Here is a 16975-nt window from a genome sequence, read left to right on the forward strand (position 1 = left end):
CGCGGTGAGTGAAAATTCCTCACTTTGACCTGTCACACTAGTTGTGTGAGCGCCGTGAGACCCCATTCCCTGACCCTGACCGGTCGTTTTGTGCAGCTTCAACCGCTCGGCAGCGCGGTGTTGCCCGACTTGGCGCGCGCTATCGCGCACCCCGAAGTGTTCGCGGCCGGTTACGGTGGCGGCCCGGCCGCCTTGAAGCGCGATGTTGACGGCTTCATCAAGTGGGCGCACGATTACTTTCAGTGGGAGGCCCTGCCCTACGTGATCAGACTGCTCGGCGGCCCGAACGACGGTGACGTCGTTGGAACGACTACCCTCGGCGACATCGACGTCGTCAAGGAAGCCATCCACCTCGGCTGGACCGCCTACGACCCGCGCGTCTGGGGCACCCCTGTCAATGCCGAAACCAAACTGCTCGTGCTCGGTACAGCTTTCGACAATGGCTTCGGCCGGGTCAAGATTCAGGCGGATGCCCGCAACGAGCGTTCCCGCACCGCCATCCTGGGTATCGGCGCCACGTTCGAGGGCATCGTGCGCCGTGATTGCTCGCGGGCCGACGGCACCTGGCGGGACAGCGCCGTCTACTCGATCCTCGCTGACGAATGGCCGGCCGTGCGCGCCGGGCTGAAAGCTCGCCTCGACGCCTTCGTGGGCCGGTTCGTGACCTATCGCGACCTGCGTCCCGCCGGGGCGAGCGGCACAATCCTGGGCGGCGGGCCACGCGGCGGCTTTGGTCAGGCCGCCGGGAATGCGCCGGATGCGCCGGATGCGCCGGATACGCCTGATACGCCGGATGCCGAGCGCAACGCTGGAGCTGACGCGTCTTCGTAGGAAAGCGGCATCGGTTCCTGTCAGTGGATGATGATTCTGGTGGCGAAGTCAGGAAAACCTGGTGGTCAGGCGCCTGCGTCCCCAAACCCAGCGACTTTCCGGCGGCCCGCCGGGTGGATTTTCTGAATCGGCTCCGGCCAGGGCGCGCCGGTGTGAGCATCCGCTGCCATTGTTCGGCGCTTGTGAGACGTTGAGCCCCGCCGGGCCCGTGCTGGTCCGTGGCCGCTATAGGCTCGGGGAGTGCCCTCGACGACTGCCGCCAGTAAAAGCCTCATCGTGCTGCAGTTTCTTGGCATGGGAGTGATCTGGGGCTCGAGCTTTCTCTTCATGAAGGTTGCGCTCGATGGCGTCAGCTTCGGGCAGATCGCCTGGTCGCGACTCGTGCTCGGCGGGCTGACCCTCGGGCTGATCGTGCTCGTGACCCGTCCGCGCATCAGGAGCGGGCCGGTGCTGCCGCGGGAGGGCGTGGTCTGGCTACATTTCCTGGTCATCGCGATCAGCGGATGCGTGATTCCGCACCTGCTCTTCGCCTGGGCCGAACAATACGTCTCATCGAGCCTGGCGAGCATCTATAACGCGGTCACCCCGATCATGACGGCGTTGATGGCGACGCTCGCCTTTCGAGTGGAGAAACTCGTGCGCGCGCAGGTCGCGGGCGTCGTGGTCGGCATCGTCGGTGTGGTCGTGATCATCGGCCCGTGGCAGTATTCCTCGCTCACAGGCGATCTCTGGGGCCAGCTTGCCTGCCTTGGCGCGGCCGTCTGCTACGGCTTCACCTTCGGCTACACCCGCCGGTTTCTGAGTGGGCGGCCGATCGCGGCATCGACGTTCGCTTTTCTGAACATCGGCATTGCCGGCGGCATCATGCTGCTTCTGACGCCGGCGCTGGCCTGGAGCCCGGTGGCGCTGACCGTGCCGATCGTGCTGTGCCTGTTTGCGCTCGGTGCGCTCGGCACCGGCCTGGCCTACATCTGGAACATCAACGTGTTGCGCGCCTGGGGTCCGACCAATGCGTCTACGGTGACCTACGTGACGCCCGTGGTCGGCGTGGCGTTGGGGGTGCTCGTGCTCGCGGAAACATTCTCCTGGCACGAGCCAACCGGGGCGCTGTTGGTGCTGCTTGGCATACTCCTGACGCAGAAACGATTGCGGCTGCGGTCGTTCGGGGCGCGCAGCCGGGCGGCGGCGGCATCCGCTTGACCGCGTGGCCATGCATTATCGTAAAAGGATGGCCGTACACGAGGAATCACCCGCCGACGCCGACGCGGCTGCGACGCTGCAGCTGCACAGCATTCGCGAGAGCATCGACAACATTGACGCCGCGCTCATTCACCTGCTGGCCGAGCGGTTCAAGTTCACTCAGCAGGTCGGGCGGCTCAAGGCGGCCCACGGGCTGCCGGCCGCCGACCCGGCACGTGAACTCATGCAGATCGACCGCCTGCGCGGCCTCGCCGAGGACGCCCATCTCGACCCGGCCTTCGCCGAGAAGTTTCTCAACTTCATCATCGCCGAGGTGATCCACCACCACGTTCGAATCGCCGGCGGCGAGCCGGTGGAGCCGGGGCGCTCTGCCGGGTCGGAACCAGCATCGTCGCCGACTTCAGCGTCGTAGCCGGGTGAGCTGGAACCCGAGTTCGCTGCCAGACCAGTCCGGCAAGACCTTCGTCGTGACCGGCGCCAACGCCGGACTCGGTTACTTCACGAGCGAGCAGCTCGCCGGCACCGGTGCCCACGTTGTGCTTGCCTGCCGCGACCTCGCCAAAGCGGATGCTGCGGCGGCGGCCATCCGCGCCCGCGTCCCGGGGGCATCCGTTTCTGTGTTGCAGCTCGACGTGGCCGACCTACAGTCCGTTCGAGAGGTGAGCGAGACCTTGCGCGCACTGCCGCGCCTCGACGGTCTGATTCTCAACGCCGGAATCGTGCATCCGTCCAGGGATCGCCAAGTGAGCCTCGATGGCAACGAGTTGATCTTCGCCACGAATTTTCTCGGGCACTTCGCGCTCACCGCTGGCAGCCTCATGGCGCTCCGCCGCACGCCCGGTAGCCGGGTGGTGTCGCTCGGGTCGTTGATCTCCCGGCTGATGGACTCCTCGCTCGACGACCTGCAGCTGGCGACCACGTACAACGGGTGGAAAGCCTACGCGCAGTCCAAGATTGCCATGCAGGTGTTCGGGTTTGAGCTCGACCGGCGCCTGCGGGCCAATGGTGCCGGAATGGTGCAGTCGTTGGTGGCGCATCCGGGATATTCCATTTCGGGGCTGACCCCTGGCATCCGTTCGATCAATGAGGTGTCGCGCGGCAAACGGGTGATCGACGGCCTGCAAACCGTGATCGGAGCCCAGGGCAAGCACCACGGCGCCTGGTCGACCGTGCGCGCGGCTATCGACCCGGATGCCCAGGGCGGCGACTACTTCGGCCCGCGCCTGTTGACCCGCGGCGCCCCGACCCGCCAGTCGGCCACCCAAACCTCCCGCGACCGTGCGGTGGCCGCCCGCCTCTGGGAGCGAGCCGAGACCCTGATCGCCGAACCGTTCCTCTAACCATTTCCATCTGCTCCACCTGCCTTCCGGCGCATAACTCCTGCAATTTGAGCACCGGTGGTGACAGTGCCGCGTGTTTCCGGGACCGAGCTCGGTGCGCTGCAGAAATTGCAGGAGTTATGCGCGGGTCGACGCCTCGAAAACCGGGGAGGGTCAGGCGAAGGCGTCGGGGAGGGTGGCGCGGTGTCGATTGTGCATCTCGGGCAGCGAGGCCGAGAAGACGTCCTGAATCTCGAGGGCGTGTAGCGTGGCGTCGGTCACGCCGATGCGCAGCACAGGAATGTAGCGACCGGCACACAGGCCGAGAAACTTCACGTCGTCTTCGCGCGGCACGCTTACGATGACGCGACCGGCCGACTCGGAGAACAGGGCAGTGGATGCATCCACCCCGTCCCGATCCAGAATGTCACCGAGCCAGACCCGAGCGCCCACACCGAAACGCATCACGGCTTCGGCGAGGGCCTGGGCGAGCCCACCCTCGCTGAGGTCGTGGGCGCTGTCGATGAGGGCTTCCTTCGACGCGGCGTGCAGCAGTCCGGCGAGGGCCTTCTCCCGGCCGAGATCCACGACCGGCGGACGACCACCGAGGTGGTTGTGCACGACACCGGCCCAGGCCGAGCCGTCGAGTTCGAGGCGGGTGTCGCCGAGCAGGTAAATGTTGTGCCCGTCGTCCTGCCAGCCGCTCGGAATGCGGCGGGCGACGTTGTCGATCACGCCGAGCACGGCCACGACCGGGGTGGGGTGAATCGGCTGGTCGCCGGTCTGGTTGTAGAACGAGACGTTGCCGCCGGTGACGGGAATCTCGAGCTCCAGGCATCCGTCGGCGAGGGCCGTGACGGCCTCACGGAACTGCCACATGACCTCGGGGTTCTCGGGGGAGCCAAAATTGAGGCAGTCGCTGACGCCGGCCGGGATCGCGCCGGTCGTGGCGACGTTGCGGTAGGCCTCGGCAAGGGCGAGTTGCGCGCCGCGGTAGGGGTCGAGCTGGCAGTAACGGCCGTTCGCGTCGGTGGCGATCGCGAAACCGAGTCCGCTTTCTTCGTCGACGCGGATCATGCCGCCGTCGTCGGGAAAAGCCAGCGCCGTGTTGCCCTGCACGTAGTGGTCGTACTGGTCGGTGATCCAGCTCGGGTCGGCGAGGTTGGGCGAGCCGAGCAGGTCGAGAAACTGCTCGCGCAGGGTCTCGCCGTCGAGCGCGCGCGGCAGCACGGAGGCAGTGTCGGCCTGCAGGGCGTCGATCCAGGTCGGGTAGGCGAGCGGACGCTCGTAGACCGGGCCGTCCACGGCAACGGTGCGCGGCAGAACGTTGACGATTTCTTCGCCGTGCCAGTTGATGATCAACCGGCCGGTATCGGTGACCTCGCCGAGAACGCTGGTCTCTACGTCCCACTTCTTGGTGACGGCGAGAAAGCCCTCGAGCTTTTCGGGCGTGACGATCGCCATCATGCGCTCCTGGCTCTCGCTCATGAGAATCTCTTCGGCGGTGAGCGTGGGGTCGCGCAGCAGCACCTTCTCGAGTTCGATGAACATGCCACCGTCGCCGTTCGAGGCGAGTTCGCTGGTCGCGCACGAGATGCCCGCAGCCCCGAGGTCCTGGATTCCCTCGACGAGCTTGCCCGCAAACAGTTCGAGGCAGCACTCAATGAGCACCTTCTCGGCGAACGGGTCGCCGACCTGCACCGCGGGGCGCTTGGTGGGGCCGCCGGCGCTGAACGTGTCCGAGGCAAGAATGGATGCCCCGCCGATGCCGTCGCCGCCGGTGCGGGCTCCAAACAACACGACCTGGTTGCCGACGCCGCGGGCGTTGGCGAGGTGCAGGTCTTCGTGGCGCAGCACGCCAACCGAGAGAGCGTTGACGAGCGGGTTGCCCTGGTAGACCCGGTCGAACACGGTTTCGCCACCGATGTTGGGCAGGCCGAGGCAGTTGCCGTAGAAGCTGATGCCCGAGACCACGCCGTGAACGACGCGGGCAGTATCGGGGTCGTTGATGTCGCCGAAGCGGAGGGCATCCATTACGGCGACCGGGCGGGCGCCCATCGAGATGATGTCGCGCACGATGCCGCCGACGCCGGTCGCGGCGCCCTGGAACGGTTCGATATAAGAGGGGTGGTTGTGCGATTCGATCTTGAACGTGACCGCCCAGCCCTCGCCGACGTCGAGCACACCGGCATTTTCGCCCATGCCGACCATGAGGTTTTTCTTCATGGCGGGGGTGACTTTGTCGCCGAACTGGCGCAGGTACATCTTTGAGCTTTTGTAGGAGCAGTGCTCGCTCCACATCACCGAGTACATAGCCAGCTCGCCTGACGTTGGGCGGCGGCCCAGAATGTCGCGGATCTGCGCGTACTCGTCGGCTTTGAGTCCGAGCGCCCCGTAGGGCTGCTCCTTTTCGGGCGTCGCAATAGCGTTGGAAACGGTGTCGGCGACGCCGCGGGAAGAGGTTTTGGAAACAGCGGTCACGTGTGGAATTCTCCCCGAGATAGCGGATGCTTGACCCGGCAAGTCTACCGGTCGCCCCGACCCCGCCCGCAGGCGGTGAATTGGCGTGTGTATTTGAGTGGATGAGGTCGTGGTGTCGCCGACACATTGGCTGTCGCGGTAACCCGTGAACCTGGCGGCGCGGATAAGTTCAGTGATTCGGAAGCATTCTTTGGGTGGTGAGGTCGCGGTTGTGTACAAATACGCGTGCGTAGCCCTCAGCATCCGGCCGTGCTTCTGGAGTGCCCCGTATATCCCCCGCGGGATTCTGCGGATCGTCGCTGGCGTTCCTCATACGTTCGGGTGTCCCGGTCGCCGTCCCTCTTGCAGGCACTGAGCGCCAGTTGAGCACCGGCACCCGAGATCCGACGCGCGCGGTCATAGAGGTGAGTAGAGTGCACCGTCCGCATTTGCCACGATAGAAGTGCTGGCGAGCGATCACGATCACCTCCGGGACTATGCGTGGCCTCAAGGGACGAGTTAGGAAATCGCAGACGAGTCCAGAGTGGTCGAGCTGCCTGATCAGCTCCCGGGCGACCGTGACTAGGCTGGCGTCATGAGCGAATGGCGGGGAATCGGTGACGTTGCTACCGTCAGTGACCACGCAACCGCCCCTGCCAAAAGGGGCGGCTTCGACTTGCTTACTCTCGGGTCCGCGTTTGTGACTTTCGTGCTGACCTTCGAGCTCGTACGCCGCGCGTTTTCAGCAAGCTTGAGCCCGCAGCCGCCGGCCTCGGACATCGTGGGCTACTGGGTGACCGCCGGAATCATGGTCGCCCTTCAAGTCGGGCTCCTCGTGAGGGCAATCGTGCGGCGTCGGGTCGGCCTCGTGTTCATCGCGAGCGTCGCGTTGATCATGGCTCTTGGAGTGGCGCTGTTGATGTCAGTGCCAAGGACCGACTGGCGCCCTGAACCCCCGGCTTCAACGATTAACCCGAATTATCGCCCCTGCTACAGCGGAAGCGGCGACTGCATCGGGGGCTGAGTTCCCGGGCCCGCTGAAGGGGTTTACCGCATGCAGGTCGTCAGGCCTGGGGTTGAGCAACGCGAGCGATTGAAGTCCTTGTGCTCTCGCACCGGTCGAGACCGTGCTCAGTCACCGTTCTTCTTCTTGTTTTGTAGCTGCAGTCCGCCAGCAGGTCGGGTCTCGATGAGGAAGAGTTCCGTCGCTCGAACTAGGTCGGACAGTTTTGTGTATCCCCAGTTTCGTGAGTCGAAGTCGGGCTGTTGCTTGCGCATTAGCTGGCCCACCGTGGCAAGGTTCGACCATCCGTCCTCTCCCGATGCGGTGGTGACACTTATCCGAAGCCCCGAGATGAGCTTCGTGTCGCTGCGCAGCTTCGGGGGTGAAACGCGCGTGAGCGCCGCAGCCGCACTCTCCCCTTCAGCCTCTTCGAGCACGTCGAGATAGGTGAATAGATCGCACGCATTACGGAACGCTGCGGGCGTCTTCCGCTCTCCGAAGCCGTAGACGATAACGCCTTCTTCGCGGATACGGGACGCGAGACGCGTGAAGTCGCTGTCGGATGACACTATGCAGAATCCGCGGAATCGACGGGTGTATAGCAGGTCCATGGCATCGATGATGAGTGCACTGTCGGTAGCGTTCTTGCCGATCGTGTTGGCAAATTGCTGCATCGGCTGAATCACGTGCTCGCTCGCGACTGGCTTCCAACTGCTTAAGTTCGGCTTGGTCCAATCGCCGTAGACCCGCTTGACCGAGGCCGTGCCGAAACGTGCGACCTCGGCGAGAACTGCGCCGATCTTTGCAGGCGGCACGTTGTCAGCGTCGACAAGGACGGCAAGGAGATCATTCGGCTGCACCATGTGACAAGCATGGCAGTCAGCGCCCAATAATTGGTCCCGCCCGCTCAGGGTTCGGCTTGTGGGACGCCAAAGTTCAGGACCGAGAGCACTCTTGAGGTGCAGGCCAGTCGTTGCTCAGAATTCGTAGATCGTGGCGAGCTCATCCGACAGCAGCACTGTGTGCGGAAGATCGCGCAGTGCCTCGGCGTCAACCGCGATTCCCCTCAGCTGGGCGGCCTCCGCATATGCTTCCCACGGAAACGAATCGGGTTTCGCAGCATCATCCCCCCGCATCAGGATGAGAACTTCGGCGATCACGTCGGCCGCTGGGCGTTTCCAGGAGACAGGCCGGACGTGCCCATACTTGGACGAAGCCACTCCACGATCCATGTCGAGACGAATCATCGATTCGTCAGATAGGCGCAAATACTGGGTCATCGTCATGGTCATAGTTGGCCTGACGTTTTCTGGAACCGGATCACCGAGTTCGCAGATGATGACCAGACCAGTCACTGACAGGCTGGAAATATCGAACGGCAGGCGCTGAGCGCGCGCAATACCGACCGATCCTCGTTGCATCGGTACGTATCGACCCCGCTCATTGCCATCCGTCATGCTGGCAGCTTAGGTCCTTCGCTGTTCCCCTGCGACGCAGCTGGCGAGCCACCCTGTGACCTTTCAATGCGACGTTTAACTGTTCCGCTCACCGTTGAGAGCCCCGTCTCATGAGCTCACCCGCACATGTGTGGTTCGATCAGGCATGAACCGAAGCTTCCAAATTGGACTGATCGTGGTCCTCCTCGCCGCAGCCTTGCTCTGCAGCGTGCCCGTTGCCGTTGCCGCCTATCAGGCGCGAGCCCCGGACTATCAGTGCGCCATTTCCCAACAGATACCGGATGGTGCCGTGCGCGAGCTCGGCGCTTCAGGTAGTTTTTCTGTCTGGCCTGTAGGACTGCAATGTCGCTATTTGGATGCAAACGGATTGGAGTTGATTATGTCTCCCGGCTGGTTCGCCACCGGTCTTGGCATCGGCAGCCTGACCGCGGTAGTTGCGCTGACCGCGCTCAGTACCGTCGCCTTGGTGCGATCGCTCCAATCACGCGGCCATGAACTCGACCCGCCTGGTGGACACGAACTGTTTCGGTGAGGGCTCGGCTGCAGGCACTGACTCTGTCAGGCTTGTGATTTCTTCAAACGCATACCCGGTGACTGGCAGCACGTACTCTGTCAGGAAGGGGGGTACACGAAATGCAATTGCAAAGACCGGCTTTTCCCGTGCTCCTCGCCGTGACAGCGCGGTCCTGGATCCTCGGCATTCCGTCGCTCGCCCTCATCACCCTGGCTGGGCTTCAGTTCGCGATCATCTCCCATGCGGGTCTCAGAGAATCCTGCTCTCAGAACCCCGAGCTAGGCAGTCTGCCTCTGCCCCCAGCAGGCTGGACCACGGACGGCGCATTTTCGTTCTTCCCCATTGGGGTCCAATGCTCCTATTTCACAAGCGAGCATGAACTCCTCCTAGTGCATACCCAGACCAGCGTGTGGGACTGGGGAATCACATTCGCCGCGATCCTCGGAGTCCTGGGCTTTGCGCTCTTCCTGACCGCCCGGCTTGCCACTCGGCGAACCTGGCACGCATCGCTCTGAAGAATTAGCCCTGACCGTCCCGATGGGGGGTTCCGCTTACGGGTGTGCAGTCGTTTGGTGGGCGGATGAGGCAGATCGTAGGGCGAAGGTATGGGCGACAAGATAATGGCCAGGTTGGTGCTGTTCGTGGTCATGGTGGGCGCTGGCGTTCTGGTGCTCGGGATGGCGCAGGCTGCAGTCAGCGGACGTCTTGGACGCAATCCGGTTGCTGGCATACGTCTTCCTGTGACGATGGCGAGCGATAGTGCGTGCCTCACCACACATCAAGCAGAGAAACCTCCGACGCAATAGGCGGGCTGGTGCGCAATCGCCTTTGCTTTGCCGTCCGTCCTTCCTGTTTCTTTGCCGATTGCGCTCACATCGATTTTCATCGGTGCCGCTGGGTTGCTCGTCTTCGTGCTTTCTGCCGCCGCCGTGGCAAGCCGTGCTGTACGCGCTCAAGCTGACGGGGATTAGAACGCGTTCAACCAACCACAGACGGTGATGCAGGCTGCGCGCGCCGCAATCAGCGGCTCCGCTAGCCTCAGTGGTAAGGAGTGAACGGGGACGACATGGCTAACACCGTACTGGCCACGGCGGGCAAGCGTCTCGTCGGGCTTAGCGCTGTGTTCATCGCGAGTGCAGTACTGTCAGGCTGCTCGGGTCCGATTATGAATGCGTGTACGGCGATCGGGTGGGCAAACACGCTTACAGTGACGCTTGACGGCGGAACCGATGACGTCAGCCTCGTGCAGCTGTGCATCGATGATGAGTGTTCAACTCCCGCTCCCAGCCAGCCGTACTCCGACGAGCACGCTCCCGGAGAGATTCTGTGGCCGGAAGATCTTGAGACGTACACGCCCGATCCCCGTGCAGTGGAGCTCTCGTATTTTGCTTCCAAGATCAATGACCACTCGTGGGAGATCGCCCTCAGCATGTCGTCCCCGGAAAATGTGACACTCCGCGCTTTCTCAGCGAGCGGAATTGTCCTCGCCGACGAGGACGTGACGCTCAACTGGGTCCGAGTCGGCGGTAGCGACCGTTGTGGCGGCCCTGAAGAAGCGGCCCCGGTCACTCTCGAAATTGCGTCCTGAACCCATCAAGCGTTCTTGAGATGGGCTCGTGCCGCAGGGGCTCCCGTATGACACAGCGCTAGGCAGACTTACCCACCGTTGAAAGCCGTTGGTGCTCGATCAATTGATGCGATTAGCGGTGCGGTCGCAAAGTGGTAACCATACTTCAGCGGGTTTCCACTCCCAAGCGATCTCTTGGCTGCGACCGCCTTCGCCAAATCGATACGTTGCTCGCTCGTGCTCGCCCGTCAGCGTCCAAGTATGACCGTCGACAGTCAGAGTGTAATCGCGTGCGAAGCCGTGATTCTCGACCGTTCGGGTGAAAAAGCGGCCGGCTTCAGCGTCCCAGCCCATCAGACTAAGTGTGTCGAACGGACCGTTCGCGCGCTCATCTTGCACGATGAAGTAGTTGCCCGAATGCCACCGGGCGGAGTGGATGCTGTTCCACGGACTTGCTCCCGCGTGCGGATTATCCAGCGACTGCGCGTCACCACCATAAGAGGTGCCTTCGGCATGCCAGTCACCCAGAAAAACTGCCAACTCTTCATGCTCAGCCATGATTCAACCCTACGTTCGGGAGCCAAACCGGGCAATCCTCTGAGGTGGCCGGTGACGGATCGCCCGACCGGATGTCAACGGTTCAGGCCGAGGATGGCGGGACCGAGGCGCCGCCGCGCAGTGCCACCTGAAGGTTTAGATCGTCTCCAGGCTGGAGCTGGCGGCTGGTGAGCGGGTTGAGGAAGCCGAGGTCGTCGGGCGTGATGCCGAAGCGGTCGGCGATGTCGTTGAGCGTGTCGCCGGCGACCGCACGGTAGGAGATGGGAGAAGCACCGGCTGTGGCGGTGGCGCCGCCAGCGCCGAACCGAGCGCCTGTATCGACGGCGAGTAACCCGGGGCGGGTGTCCGGCACCTCCCAGGTGATCGTGCCGACCGCCCGGGGAGTGAGCACGCAGCCGTCAGGATCGGTCGTGGCCGGGGTGCTCGCGGTGATGACGGCGGTCAGATAGTAACTGGGGTCGCCCCGGGAAAAGTCCCTGTCGCCCAGGCTCAGCCCGGGCTGATCGGCGTCCGTGGAGAGGTTACCGAACGAGAAGTTGTACATGTCGGCCAGGCAGGTCGTCGTCTTCGACCAGGGACTGAAGAACAGTTGCACGCCTCCGGGAACATCCGAGTTGAAGCCCTTCAGCGCGACGTCGAACCCGCCGCCTTCCGCGGTGACCACGACGGTTCCGGAGATGGTGTTGTCGCCCGAGGCCGGTGTGAGCTCGGCCGTGCCGATGACACCGTCGGGGATGACGACGTCGGCCCCATCGCCGGTCCAGCCGAGGCCTCGACCGCCGGAATGGCTCGACGCTTCGATCGCCATGAACCGTCGCGTAAAGGGGGGCCCTTACGGGAATTGAGGTTCGTCGGTGGCTGGAGCGAGGTGTGAGCGCGAGTACGACCACTTGTGCAGACGACTTCGAAAAACGACACCGGTCAGTTTCGTCATTTTTGCTCCCGGGGTGTCTCATAACTAATGGCAAGTACCACGGTTCAGGCCTGCGGTTATGCGACGTAGTTATGAGAATCGGCGCGCCACACGATTTCTGGGTGTGACTTTCGGCGCTATGTGGCGGCGAAATGTGATCGTTATGTGGCGCATTTACCTGGTTGCCGGCGCTGGCGTTAACACCAAGGCTTTCATTGCATCAGCCTTTCATGCCCGGTGATGAAACACTCTTGCCGACCAAGGTCGGGCTGGCTGGCTGCACGAGGACTAACCCACGCACCGACAGAGGGTTCGGCTAACGAAACGGAGCTTGGAAGATCGCGACTCACTCGGCGCGGCCAGTGCTTTCCGCCGCGCGAATGAACGTGCACCACTGGCTAGCTAGTAGCTCTCACGAGCGGAATCTAACTCGCTCAGTTTGTCAGATGCACTCGCTCGGGAACACGCAGGCCTGAACCTGGCGAAGCGCCGTAACTTCCGCGTCGCGATTCCTCGCCGGGTGGGCTTAGTAGGGGCTATTCACGGTCGAGACAAGGGCAGTTTGATTTCATCGACGTGTGTTTGCACGACTAATTCCCCGTCAATAGACTCGATTCCAGATAGATCCCATACCCATCGAGTCGTCCATTCCGAACCCGTCCCGCCCACGGAACGAACTTCCCGTCCAATGGATTGCATCGCCACTGGAGCTATGACGCAAATTTCCGCCAGCACTACATGGGCGCCGGATAAGGGAGGGGTGCCAGCGTAGCGGATTCCATTGCGCACGCTTGCTTCCAGATAGCGTTCTAAGGCGCGCTCGTAGACAGAATCGAATTCGCGCGTAGCTTCGGAAGAAACAGCCGTGACTTCCAGCACAATCGACTTGTCAGACCGCATTAGCCTCAGGACCGCTTTTACCCCGGACGCGGTCCGCACAGTACTTGTGTCGTCAGTCATTCTCGCCTGCAATCACGGAGCTTGGGCCTGAATGTTCTCCAGAAGTGTGTGCCTCCCCTTATAGTACGAGGAAGCGATCGGGGTGATGTAGCTCGACGCACTCATCGTTTCACCTTGTGTTGCAAGGGTGACTTAGGCGGTGATGATGCCGCTGCACGGGCCGGACTGCCAGGCGCCATTTCCAGGTGTAACCCGTCGGATCACGTTCAGGTTGTTCACGTTCGCGCCGTCGTACGGAACCCCGCTCGCATTCACGTCGATTGGCCACGTGCGATAAGGGTTTCTGCGCGGGCAGTTGACGTAGCTCGAAGCAGCGTTCTCGTGAATGTAGTTCCCGTACGCGGTTCGGCGTCCGGACTTCTCGCAGTCAGAAGCTGACGTTCAATAACGTGACACTTCGCTTATCCAAACCGTGGCGAAAACGGTTCAGATATCCTCAAATCACGAGCAATGAATGGGGACGACATGGCTTTCACGCGATCGATCAATGGGGCAAATTGGCTGATGGCTCTCATCGCGGCGCTCGTGGTGAGCGCGTTTGTGTCCGGCTGCTCAATCTCGGCGTGCCCCACGATCGGTTGGGCCAATACCCTCACTGTCAGGCTCGAAGGCGCAACGTCCAAGGTCAGTGTCGTCGAGTAGTGCGCCGACGGTGAATGTTCAGACCCGGATCCAAGTCAGCTATCGCCAGAGCCCGCTCGCATTGAGACCCGTGATCCACAGCAACTTGAGACCTTCACGCCGGTTCCCTCTGTAGTTCCTCTCCCGTTCTTCGCTTCCAGGATCGATGAAGACTCGTGGGAAATTTCGACAGCAATGGCGACACCGGAGAATGTCACTATTCCCGCGCTTTCAGCGAGCAGAGACGTCCTCGTCGAAAAGGACGTGACACTCAGCTGAGTCCGCGTGAGCGGCACGGATCAGGCGGAGGACCTGGAAAAGTCGGTCCCATCATCCTCAATATTGCATCCTGAATTCAGTGAACGCCCCGACGCTCTGAGCGTCCCGCTGTGGGTTCGGTTTGCGGGCAGCGGACGTTCGCACCCAATCGCGAGGCCAGATCATCGTTGGTGCCGCGAAGTTCGGCTAGCGGGTTTGATCGCCGGGAGCACCGTTAGATTCGACTGGTTTGCCCGTGGAACGCGCGTAGTAGGCCCAGGGAAACCACATTGTTCCTATTCGTTGCCATCCTTCGCTCTCCATTGCGCGTCGGCTGGAGGCGAATGCAACAACTCGGAGGTGTTCCCATTGCTCATCGGATTGGATGACGTCATGGAAGTACATTCCATAACCAATTGAATGCCACCCCGCGCGTCCGGCTGCGGCTAGCTCGTCCATCTCGTCAAACGCGGTGAGCGGATAGAGACGGCGCATCTCGGCAGAGGGAGGAGAGTCGATACCGTCATGAACCCGCCCGAATCTTTGCTGGGCCGCTTGCCGGCTCATACCAAGTTGCTGCCCGATGCGCTCCCAACTCACGCCAGCTTGACGAGCGGAAGTGACTGCGAGTTGCAGAAGCTGAGCGATTTCCTCAGCGCTCCGGGCTGTCAGATCGATGAGGTCCAGGTATGAGTTGGGCTCGTGTTCAAGACGCTCCGCCAGGGACGGGTCAACTGCTGCAATTGCATCTGATAGAGCGTGGCGAAGAGCGTCGTCGACCCACTCCGGTGATGGACTCACGAGATGCGGGAAGGCTTGGGGCGTGCAATATCGAGTGCAAGGGACATCCCAGTTGCGACAAGCAGAAATGCGGTAAGGACGATTAAGGCAATCTTGATCGCAAGGGAAGCAATGAGCAGCGTAGAAAGAGCGATGCCGACGGAAGCAAGCGCGAGGAATGTGGATGTCATTGCTGCCCGCGATTTCGAGACGGAAGTGTTTTGGTGCATGTGTCAATCATAGATTGACACGCCAGTTTGTCAACTTAAAATTGACATTTGGTATGTCTCGGCTGCAATCTCTGCGCTTTCCATCGCCGTCCGGAATTTAGCCTCGACCCGATGACCCGTAGAGGGTTCGGCGGATTCAATCGGTCGTCGCACCACTCATCACTGGAATGCTCGTAGTTGCTTTCCAGATTGTCTCTTTCTGACCGGACGATCGTCCTCGCGACTACTCATGTTCAAGTAGTCGCCGCACTTCGGGAGAGAAAAGCAAAATATAGGGGCCACTTTTCAAGATCTCGACCGATGCGCTTATCCCGATTCGTTCCAGAAGTTCACAATATTCATGCCAAGGGAGCCGCTCTCCAGCATCCTCTACGATTCCCTCATCGGGCAGCAAGGCCATCGAGACGTGATACCGCAGCTCGGATTCCACCAACTGCCCCTGACCGCCCTCAGGGCGGTAGCTTATTCCAAACCCGCGATCACTCCGAAAGGCAACTTGCGAGCAATCGTCAAGGCACGCAAATTCTTGAAGCGAAAAAGAGAGCGAGCCCTCAGACGTGCGGTCTAATGAGCACGAAACACCCAAGCCAATTAAGTGCATCCCAGTTCATCCCCACCCCTTTTTGTTCCAGCCTAACTATTCGAACCAAGTCAGTCCGTGGGCCCCGCTCCCAATGCTGCTGTCTCGGAATCTAGAACTCCACAAGGTATTCGAACGGCAACCACGACTGCGACATGCACTGTTGTGATCTGCTCCTTCAAAGCGCGATAAGGCCGTCCCGTACAAGGTTTGGCTTGCGGGCTCGCCGTAGAGGCTTATTCGCGCGAACGGCACCGTGCTATCCGAGCGGCCTTGCGGGAGCGTTCAGGCGCCCAGGAACGGCAGTACTGCGGATCGTTCGGCGATAGTAGCTAGATGTCTAGTTCCTCGAGTGCTGCTTGGTAGGCCTCGTTGTAGGTGGGGAATTGGGCGACTTGGTCGCGCAGGATTTCGATTGGGATCTGTGTGCGGATGGCGAGGGAAGCATGATGTATCCACTCGCCGGCCATTGGCCCCACGGCCCAAGCGCCAACGAGAGTCTTGCTGTCGGTGTCGGCGAGGAGTCCGAGAAATCCGCGAGGGTCTTGTTCGTAGGTCCAGGGGCGAGCGATGGCGCTGGCAAGGTCAAGCTCTGTTGCGACGGTCCGTATACCGAGCTGCTCGGCCTGTTCTTTTGTGAGCCCTGCGGCCGCAATTTCGGGATCTCCAAACACGACGCGGGGGATGCCGCTGTAGGACGCGGTGTGCGGTTGGCCAAGAATGGCGTCTGCTGCGATCCGTCCCTGGTACTTAGCCACGTGAGTGAAGGGCATTATGCCGGTGACGTCTCCGATGGCCCACACGTTCTCGGCCGCACGACAGTATTCGTCCACCTGCACCTGCCCGTGATCGCCCAGAGTGACACCAGCGTTTTCGAAGCCGAGATTTTTGGTACGAGGGGTGCGTCCGGTTGCGAAAATGACAACGTCGGCCGTCACCTCCGTGCCGTCATCAAGTTCAATCACGCTCTGGTCGCCGGTCCGGTGGGTCCGGCGGGCGGTCACGCCCAGACGGATATCGATTCCGGACTCCGTCAGGTACTTATGGGTCAGCTCCCCGACCCTGGGTTCTTCGCGTTCCAGGAGCCGGTCGCCGCGGTGGACGAGTGTGACTTTCACTCCAAAGCGGGAGAGGAAGGTGCTGGTCTCGGTCCCGACGGCGCTACCGCCGATGATCACCGCACTCTTCGGCAGAGTCTTGGTCGTGTACGTTTCTCGGTTCGTCCACGCGGTGATCTGATCGAGACCGTCGAGATCGGGGATGACTGCCTCCGAGCCGGTCGCGATAATGATGTGCTCCGCAGTGAGTTCGCGGTCCTCGACTTGGATCCGGCCGGGGCCCGTGATGCGAGCTTCGCCCTTGATCACGACGGCACCGTGGCGGGCATACCCGTCGACTTGTGCGCTGTCGTCGAGATTCCGGATCATGTAATCGCGGTACTTACTGGCCTCAGACCAGTCCAGTTCCGCTCTGGATACCCCGGCTACCCGTTGGACTTCCGTGCGGGCTTCAGCTGGCCGCAACAGCGTCTTGGATGGGATGCAGGCCCAGTAGGCGCATTCACCGCCGATCAATTCCCGCTCGATGACCGCGACCTTCTTACCGGCCTTGAGCAGACGGCCCGCGGCCACCTCGCCACCGGGCCCCATGCCTAACACCGCAACATCAAAATGTTCGCTCACAATTTTCTCCTTAATCTCAGATGTCTACATCAGGTTCTGTTT

At 61.8% G+C, this 16975-nt stretch carries 17 protein-coding genes; 9 read left to right on the top strand and 8 right to left on the bottom strand.

The window, feature by feature from the left end:
* Nucleotides 1-45: 45 nt before the first annotated feature.
* The 4 genes from CXY83_RS11005 (at nt 46) to CXY83_RS11020 (ending at nt 3371) form a co-directional block, all read left to right on the top strand.
* Nucleotides 46-831 (top strand): GNAT family N-acetyltransferase, encoded by a 786-nt coding sequence (locus CXY83_RS11005; RefSeq protein ID WP_104197377.1) that lies wholly within the window; start codon nt 46-48, stop codon nt 829-831.
* Between the two features lie 240 nt (nt 832-1071).
* Nucleotides 1072-2031 carry a DMT family transporter gene (locus tag CXY83_RS11010; protein ID WP_255408763.1) on the top strand — a complete coding sequence of 320 codons (960 nt, stop codon included), beginning with the start codon at nt 1072-1074 and terminating at the stop codon, nt 2029-2031.
* A gap of 28 nt (nt 2032-2059) precedes the next feature.
* The gene (locus tag CXY83_RS11015) at nt 2060-2443 is read left to right on the top strand and encodes a chorismate mutase (protein WP_104197378.1); all 384 of its coding nucleotides are present in this window, start codon (nt 2060-2062) and stop codon (nt 2441-2443) included.
* Between the two features lie 4 nt (nt 2444-2447).
* The gene (locus CXY83_RS11020) at nt 2448-3371 is read left to right on the top strand and encodes an SDR family NAD(P)-dependent oxidoreductase (protein WP_104197379.1); all 924 of its coding nucleotides are present in this window, start codon (nt 2448-2450) and stop codon (nt 3369-3371) included.
* A 153-nt stretch (nt 3372-3524) separates the two neighbouring features.
* Here CXY83_RS11020 and purL read toward each other — a convergent pair whose 3' ends face one another.
* The gene (purL, locus tag CXY83_RS11025; RefSeq protein WP_104197380.1) at nt 3525-5831 is read right to left on the bottom strand and encodes a phosphoribosylformylglycinamidine synthase subunit PurL; all 2307 of its coding nucleotides are present in this window, start codon (nt 5829-5831) and stop codon (nt 3525-3527) included.
* Nucleotides 5832-6405: 574 nt separating this feature from the next.
* Here purL and CXY83_RS11030 point away from each other — a divergent pair.
* Nucleotides 6406-6834, top strand: a complete 429-nt coding sequence (locus CXY83_RS11030) for a DUF6234 family protein (RefSeq protein WP_104197381.1) — start codon at nt 6406-6408, stop codon at nt 6832-6834.
* A 107-nt stretch (nt 6835-6941) separates the two neighbouring features.
* On the opposite strand, the gene CXY83_RS11035 is transcribed toward CXY83_RS11030, so the two are convergent.
* Both CXY83_RS11035 and CXY83_RS11040 read right to left on the bottom strand, forming a co-directional pair.
* Nucleotides 6942-7676, bottom strand: coding sequence for an NYN domain-containing protein (locus CXY83_RS11035; protein ID WP_104197382.1), 735 nt, complete (start codon nt 7674-7676; stop codon nt 6942-6944).
* Nucleotides 7677-7790: 114 nt separating this feature from the next.
* On the bottom strand, nt 7791-8270 hold the full coding sequence (locus tag CXY83_RS11040) for a hypothetical protein (protein WP_104197383.1): 480 nt from the start codon (nt 8268-8270) through the stop codon (nt 7791-7793).
* Nucleotides 8271-8445: 175 nt separating this feature from the next.
* On the opposite strand from CXY83_RS11040, the gene CXY83_RS17415 reads away from it, so the two are divergent.
* The 3 genes from CXY83_RS17415 to CXY83_RS11055 all read left to right on the top strand — a co-directional run bounded on the left by CXY83_RS17415 (nt 8446) and on the right by CXY83_RS11055 (nt 10372).
* Nucleotides 8446-8802, top strand: coding sequence for a hypothetical protein (locus CXY83_RS17415; RefSeq protein ID WP_146069914.1), 357 nt, complete (start codon nt 8446-8448; stop codon nt 8800-8802).
* Between the two features lie 101 nt (nt 8803-8903).
* Nucleotides 8904-9299: a hypothetical protein gene (locus tag CXY83_RS11045; RefSeq protein ID WP_104197384.1), complete on the top strand. Its 396-nt coding sequence runs from the start codon at nt 8904-8906 to the stop codon at nt 9297-9299.
* A 551-nt stretch (nt 9300-9850) separates the two neighbouring features.
* Nucleotides 9851-10372, top strand: a complete 522-nt coding sequence (locus CXY83_RS11055; RefSeq protein ID WP_104197386.1) for a hypothetical protein — start codon at nt 9851-9853, stop codon at nt 10370-10372.
* Nucleotides 10373-10471: 99 nt separating this feature from the next.
* Here the strand turns inward: CXY83_RS11055 and CXY83_RS11060 are convergent, their stop codons facing one another.
* From CXY83_RS11060 to CXY83_RS17420, 3 genes are all read right to left on the bottom strand, one after another.
* Entirely contained in the window at nt 10472-10909 is a 438-nt protein-coding gene (locus CXY83_RS11060) for a DUF1579 family protein (RefSeq protein ID WP_104197387.1), read from the bottom strand.
* Between the two features lie 82 nt (nt 10910-10991).
* Nucleotides 10992-11717, bottom strand: coding sequence for a LysM domain-containing protein (locus CXY83_RS11065; RefSeq protein WP_104197388.1), 726 nt, complete (start codon nt 11715-11717; stop codon nt 10992-10994).
* 645 nt (nt 11718-12362) lie between these two features.
* Nucleotides 12363-12782, bottom strand: a complete 420-nt coding sequence (locus CXY83_RS17420; RefSeq protein WP_146069915.1) for a hypothetical protein — start codon at nt 12780-12782, stop codon at nt 12363-12365.
* Between the two features lie 465 nt (nt 12783-13247).
* Here CXY83_RS17420 and CXY83_RS17640 point away from each other — a divergent pair, with 465 nt between their 5' ends.
* Complete coding sequence (locus CXY83_RS17640; protein WP_158251875.1) at nt 13248-13424, top strand: hypothetical protein; 177 nt, start codon at nt 13248-13250, stop codon at nt 13422-13424.
* 1034 nt (nt 13425-14458) lie between these two features.
* On the opposite strand, the gene CXY83_RS17425 is transcribed toward CXY83_RS17640, so the two are convergent.
* Together CXY83_RS17425 and CXY83_RS11080 are read right to left on the bottom strand one after the other, a co-directional pair.
* On the bottom strand, nt 14459-14671 hold the full coding sequence (locus CXY83_RS17425) for a hypothetical protein (RefSeq protein WP_134571468.1): 213 nt from the start codon (nt 14669-14671) through the stop codon (nt 14459-14461).
* 912 nt (nt 14672-15583) lie between these two features.
* Complete coding sequence (locus CXY83_RS11080; protein ID WP_104197391.1) at nt 15584-16933, bottom strand: NAD(P)/FAD-dependent oxidoreductase; 1350 nt, start codon at nt 16931-16933, stop codon at nt 15584-15586.
* Between the last annotated feature and the right edge of the window lie 42 nt (nt 16934-16975).

The sequence above is a fragment of the Cryobacterium sp. M15 genome, from assembly GCF_002929675.1.
GTDB lineage: Bacteria > Actinomycetota > Actinomycetes > Actinomycetales > Microbacteriaceae > Cryobacterium > Cryobacterium lyxosi.

Bases quoted from the DNA above. Each gene is read 5' to 3' on its own strand.
- CXY83_RS11015 (WP_104197378.1), top strand. From the start codon at position 2,060: ATGGCCGTACACGAGGAATCACCCGCCGACGCCGACGCGGCTGCGACG.
- CXY83_RS11030 (WP_104197381.1), top strand. From the start codon at position 6,406: ATGAGCGAATGGCGGGGAATCGGTGACGTTGCTACCGTCAGTGACCAC.
- CXY83_RS11035 (WP_104197382.1), bottom strand. From the start codon at position 7,676: ATGGTGCAGCCGAATGATCTCCTTGCCGTCCTTGTCGACGCTGACAAC.
- CXY83_RS11040 (WP_104197383.1), bottom strand. From the start codon at position 8,270: ATGACGGATGGCAATGAGCGGGGTCGATACGTACCGATGCAACGAGGA.
- CXY83_RS11045 (WP_104197384.1), top strand. From the start codon at position 8,904: ATGCAATTGCAAAGACCGGCTTTTCCCGTGCTCCTCGCCGTGACAGCG.
- CXY83_RS11055 (WP_104197386.1), top strand. From the start codon at position 9,851: ATGGCTAACACCGTACTGGCCACGGCGGGCAAGCGTCTCGTCGGGCTT.
- CXY83_RS11060 (WP_104197387.1), bottom strand. From the start codon at position 10,909: ATGGCTGAGCATGAAGAGTTGGCAGTTTTTCTGGGTGACTGGCATGCC.
- CXY83_RS11065 (WP_104197388.1), bottom strand. From the start codon at position 11,717: ATGGCGATCGAAGCGTCGAGCCATTCCGGCGGTCGAGGCCTCGGCTGG.
- CXY83_RS17420 (WP_146069915.1), bottom strand. From the start codon at position 12,782: ATGACTGACGACACAAGTACTGTGCGGACCGCGTCCGGGGTAAAAGCG.
- CXY83_RS17640 (WP_158251875.1), top strand. From the start codon at position 13,248: ATGGCTTTCACGCGATCGATCAATGGGGCAAATTGGCTGATGGCTCTC.
- CXY83_RS17425 (WP_134571468.1), bottom strand. From the start codon at position 14,671: ATGCACCAAAACACTTCCGTCTCGAAATCGCGGGCAGCAATGACATCC.